The 5,012-nt window shown below is 33.0% G+C and carries 7 protein-coding genes; 6 read left to right on the forward strand and 1 reads right to left on the reverse strand.

Annotation, left to right across the window (positions count from 1 at the left end; all coding sequences use genetic code 11):
* Positions 1-91: 91 nt before the first annotated feature.
* On the reverse strand, positions 92-1,123 hold the full coding sequence (locus RWN11_RS07075; RefSeq protein ID WP_314161046.1) for a metal ABC transporter solute-binding protein, Zn/Mn family: 1,032 nt from the start codon (positions 1,121-1,123) through the stop codon (positions 92-94).
* Between the two features lie 377 nt (positions 1,124-1,500).
* Between RWN11_RS07075 and rpsB the strand changes: the two genes are divergently transcribed.
* The 6 genes from rpsB to RWN11_RS07105 form a co-directional block, all read left to right on the forward strand.
* Positions 1,501-2,223 (forward strand): 30S ribosomal protein S2, encoded by a 723-nt coding sequence (gene rpsB / locus RWN11_RS07080; protein WP_314161047.1) that lies wholly within the window; start codon positions 1,501-1,503, stop codon positions 2,221-2,223.
* Between the two features lie 58 nt (positions 2,224-2,281).
* Positions 2,282-3,169 (forward strand): translation elongation factor Ts, encoded by an 888-nt coding sequence (gene tsf / locus RWN11_RS07085; protein WP_314161048.1) that lies wholly within the window; start codon positions 2,282-2,284, stop codon positions 3,167-3,169.
* A 119-nt stretch (positions 3,170-3,288) separates the two neighbouring features.
* On the forward strand, positions 3,289-4,002 hold the full coding sequence (pyrH, locus tag RWN11_RS07090) for a UMP kinase (protein ID WP_314161049.1): 714 nt from the start codon (positions 3,289-3,291) through the stop codon (positions 4,000-4,002).
* 24 nt (positions 4,003-4,026) lie between these two features.
* A complete protein-coding gene (gene frr / locus RWN11_RS07095) occupies positions 4,027-4,584 on the forward strand; it encodes a ribosome recycling factor (RefSeq protein ID WP_314161050.1) in 558 nt (185 codons plus the stop codon).
* 4 nt (positions 4,585-4,588) lie between these two features.
* Positions 4,589-4,798 carry a DUF896 domain-containing protein gene (locus tag RWN11_RS07100; RefSeq protein WP_314161051.1) on the forward strand — a complete coding sequence of 70 codons (210 nt, stop codon included), beginning with the start codon at positions 4,589-4,591 and terminating at the stop codon, positions 4,796-4,798.
* Between the two features lie 2 nt (positions 4,799-4,800).
* Positions 4,801-5,012: YneF family protein (locus RWN11_RS07105; protein ID WP_314161052.1), on the forward strand; the 212-nt coding region annotated here is incomplete at its 3' end.

The following is a 5,012-nucleotide window of genomic DNA, read 5'->3' on the forward strand; positions in this document are numbered from 1 at the left end:
AATATAAAAAAGAAGAGATACGATTTAGAATCTCTTCTTTATATTATACTACATATTTATAATATGTGAAGACTAATTTTTAATCTTCGTATTAATGTTTATGTTCTTTTTCGTGATCGTGATCATGATCATCATGTGAGTGACCTTCATGAGAATGACCTTCGTGACCGTGGTCGTGAGAGTGACCTTCAGAAGCTCCTTCTACGTGATAAGCTTTTTCACCAGAACCACCGTTAAGAATTTCTTCTAGTTTATTGTATTGGTCTAACATCCATTCTATATAAGTTTTTCCATCTGGTTGTGTTTCTGTTACATTAAGTACAGGTACTTTATTTTGTTCAGCAAGATGAATTAATCCTTCTATAGTTTTATTAGTAGTTTGAACATTATTAACGATTAATGATATTTGTTTAGATTTGATTTGCTCTTGGATTGTTTTTAAATCTTGTGGCGCAGGGTCGTTACCTTCCTCAGTAGCTTGTGCTAATTTTTTAACTTGGTCAGTTGTTTTAAATCCTAAAGCGTCTACAGCATATTCGAAAACAGGCTCTGTTGTTAATACTGATTTCCCATTTGCTTTTTCTTTTAATGCATTAATTTTATCGGTAATTTTAGAAAGTTCTTTTTTGTAATTATCTCTATTTTTTTCGTATAGTGCCTTATTAGATGAATCTTTTTCTGATAAAACTTTAGTAAGTTCGTCTGCTACTTTGCTCATTACCTCAGGATTGTACCAGATATGTTCATTTTCTCCATCTTTAAGTCCTAGTAGTTTAGCACCATCAATTTTTTTGATGTCTTTACTGTTAGCGGTAAGTTTTTCAAACCATGAATCATAGCCACCACCATTTAAAATAGCGATATTAGCATCAGCGACAGTTTTGGCATCTTGAGCAGTTGGTTCGAAATCATGTGGATCTACAGATGTAGAAGTTATAATAGAAGAAACTTCTGCTTTATCTCCTGCGATACTCTTAGCTACTTCTGCATAAAAGTTTACTGAAGTAACAATCTTCGTTTTATTTCCAGAGTTAGAAGCTCCAGAATTAGTTTTGCTTGAACATCCGACTAAAAGAAGGGCGAATGCAGCAACAACTGAAATTAATTTTAAAAATTTATTCATTTGTAATATTCCTCCGTTATTCGTAATAATTACGTTCTAATAAATTATAATACTACTTTATAAAAAAATCAAGTTCTTAACCGAAATAATTTTGATTAATGTGAAAAAAAAGAAATAATTTCATAATATGTAGATATATAAATAGAAGAATGATTAATAAGAAGTACTTAAAAATTATTTAGTATAAATAGAAGATAATTGTTAGTAGGATTTTTATTAAAATACTTGATTTTTAGTTGGTAATGCTATATAATTAATAAAGTTGAGTGAAATTCAACAAAAATATAACACACGACATTTGAGTAGCTGCTCGGTGCATTTATGTTTGCAGTAAGCTTAGAGAATGTCGGAGGAAAAAACCAAGGAGGAAAATAACTATGGCAGTTATTTCAATGAAACAATTATTAGAAGCTGGTGTACACTTCGGTCACCAAACAAGAAGATGGAACCCTAAAATGGATAAATACATCTTCACAGAAAGAAACGGTATCTACATTATCGACTTACAAAAAACAGTTAAGAAAGTTGATGAAGCATACGAATTCGTAAAATCAGTTGCTGATCAAGGCGGAAAAATGTTATTCGTAGGTACTAAAAAACAAGCACAAGATGCTATTAAAGAAGAAGCTGAAAGAAGTGGTCAATACTACATCAATCACCGTTGGTTAGGTGGAACTTTAACTAACTACAAAACAATTAAAGGACGTATTGACAGAATCGCTGAAATTGAAAAAATGGAAGCTGATGGAGTATTCGAAGTACTACCTAAAAAAGAAGTTATCGAATTAAGAAAAGAATATGACAAATTAGTTAAATTCTTAGGTGGAATTCGTGAAATGAAAGGTATGCCAGATGCAATCTTCGTAGTAGATCCTAAGAAAGAGCACAACGCAATTGCTGAAGCTAAAAAATTAGGAATCCCTGTAGTAGGTATCGTAGATACAAACTGTGATCCAGATGATGTTGATTACGTAATCCCTGCAAACGACGATGCTATCCGTGCGGTTAAATTATTAACAGCTAAAATGGCAGACGCATTTGTAGCTTACAACGAAGGTAACATCGAAGAAACTGAAGAAGTAGAAGCAACAGAAGAATAATTTTAGATTAAAAAATAAATTAAAAAAATTAATAATAAAATAACGGAGGCAAATCAAAATGGCACAAATTACAGCTAGTTTGGTAAAAGAATTAAGAGAACGTACTGGTGCTGGTATGATGGACTGTAAAAAAGCACTAACTCAAACAGATGGAAATATCGATGCAGCAATCGATTACCTAAGAGAAAATGGTATCGCTAAAGCAGCTAAAAAAGCTGACAGAATCGCTGCAGAAGGTCTTTCTTACATCGAGGTTAAAGGTAACAAAGCTGTTATCTTAGAAATCAACTCAGAAACTGACTTCGTTGCTAAAAACGAAAAATTCGTTGCTTTAGTAAAAAATGTTGCAGAAGCTATCTTAGCAGCTGAACCAGCAACTTTAGAAGAAGCTCTTCAAGTAGAAGCTCAAGGTGGAACTGTTGAAGCAGTAATTAACGAAGGTATCGCTACAATTGGTGAAAAACTTTCATTAAGAAGATTTGAAGTTGTAACTAAATCTGATGCTGATGCATTTGGTGCATACTCTCACATGGGAGGAAGAATTGGTGTTCTTACTCTTGTTGAAGGAAGCACTGATGAAGAAGCAGCTAAAGATGTTGCAATGCACATCGCTGCTTTAGCTCCTAAATACTTAGATGAAAGCGAAGTACCAGCTGATGTACTTGAGCACGAGAAAAAAGTATTAACTGAGCAAGCATTAAACGAAGGAAAACCTGCTAACATCGTTGAAAAAATGATCGTTGGTAGAATTAACAAATTCCTAGAAGAAATCACAGTTGTTAAACAAAAATTCGTTAAAGACGATAGTTTCACTGTTGAAAAATTCGTAGCATCAAAAGGTGGAAAACTTGCTAAATTCGTACGTTACGAAGTTGGTGAAGGTATCGAGAAAAAAGAAGATAACTTTGCTGAAGAAGTAATGAGCCAAGTTAACGCTAGCAAATAATAATTCTCTATTTAATATATACTATTAAAAGAGGTTAAGCACACACTTCTTGTGTGTGCTTTTTTAAAAAATTGATATAGTAGAAACAATAATGTCTGTAATTTATTAGGAGGATAGAAATGGCTACTAAATATAAAAGAGTTTTATATAAGCTAAGTGGTGAAGCACTAGCAGGTGGAAAAGGATTCGGAATTGATTCTGAAGTTGTTACAAAAATAACTTCTCAAATTGTAGAGGTAGTAAAACAAGGGGTAGAAGTTGCTATCGTTGTTGGTGGAGGAAACATCTGGCGTGGAAAAACTGGTGAAGAGCTAGGGATGGAACGCGCAACAGCTGACTCAATGGGGATGTTAGCTACAGTTATGAACTCATTAGCATTACAAGATTCATTAGAACAAAAAGGTGTAGATACACGTGTTTTAACCTCAGTTGAAATGAAAGCAATGGCTGAACCGTATATTAGAAGACGTGCAATTAGACACTTAGAAAAAGGTCGTGTTGCTATATTTGCAGCTGGAATTGGAAATCCATATTTCTCGACAGATACAACAGCAGCATTACGTGCTAAAGAAATCGGTGCTGAAGCTATTTTAATGGGTAAAAATGGAGTTGATGGTGTTTACTCTGCTGATCCAAAACTTGACAGCACAGCAACTAAATATGATAAGTTATCATACATGGATATTATGAACAAAGGGTTAACAATAATGGATTCTACAGCAATTACATTCTGTATGGATAATCACCTGCCAATTATTGTCTTTTCAATAGATGATGCAGAAAATATTGTTAAAGTTGTTTCTGATTCTAATCTAGGAACAACTATTGAATAAAATATATATTAGGAGTTTACAATTATGCCTGAACAAATAATGAATAATTTAAACGAAAAAATGGAAAAAGCTATAGCTAGCTTACGTCGTGAATTAGCGTCAATTAGAGCTGGTAAAGCAAGTGCAGCTGTTTTAGATAGATTAACAGTGGATTACTACGGAGTTGCAACTCCAATTAACCAAGTAGCAGGGGTATCTGTACCAGAACCAAAAATGCTTGTTATTTCTCCATATGAAAAAACTTTATTAGGAGATATTGAAAAAGCTATTCAAGCATCTGACTTAGGATTAAATCCTTCAAATGATGGATCAGTTATTCGTATCGTATTCCCAGCTTTAACTGAGGAACGTCGTAAAGAACTTGCTAAATTAGTAGGTAAAGAATCTGAAGGTGCCAAAGTTGCTGTACGTAATGTTCGTCGTGATGCAATGGATGCAATGAAAAAATTAGAAAAAGCTTCTCAAATTACTGAGGATGATTTAAAAGGATATTCTGATGATATTCAAAAAGTTACTGATAAATTCGTAGCTGAAATCGATAAAGTAACAAAAGAAAAACAAGATGAGTTAATGAGTGTATAATAATATGGAAATGACAGAAGTTATTGCTAGAATTAATTCACTTAACGCTACAAAAAAAGAGCGTGAATTAACGGCTGAAGAATCAGAAGAATTAGCTAAATATAGACAATTATATTTACAAAATTTTAAAGCTAATATGAGAAACATATTAGATAATACTAGAGTAATTAATGAAAACGGAGAAGATATAACTCCTAAGAAGAAAGGAAATTAACAATGAGTGCAACTGCAGTTACAATTTTAGTTGGAGCAATTTGTTTACTTGTCGGTGTTGTGGGAGGTTTCTACCTAGCAAGACGTAATTTCATGAACTACATGGAAAAAAATCCTCAAATTAACGAAGATATGGTTATGAGTATGATGAGTCAAATGGGACAAAAACCATCTCGTAAAAAAATCAATCAAGTTATGAGCAACATGCAAAAAGC

The organism is uncultured Gemella sp., assembly GCF_963519265.1.
In the GTDB taxonomy this organism is placed as follows: Bacteria; Bacillota; Bacilli; order Staphylococcales; family Gemellaceae; genus Gemella.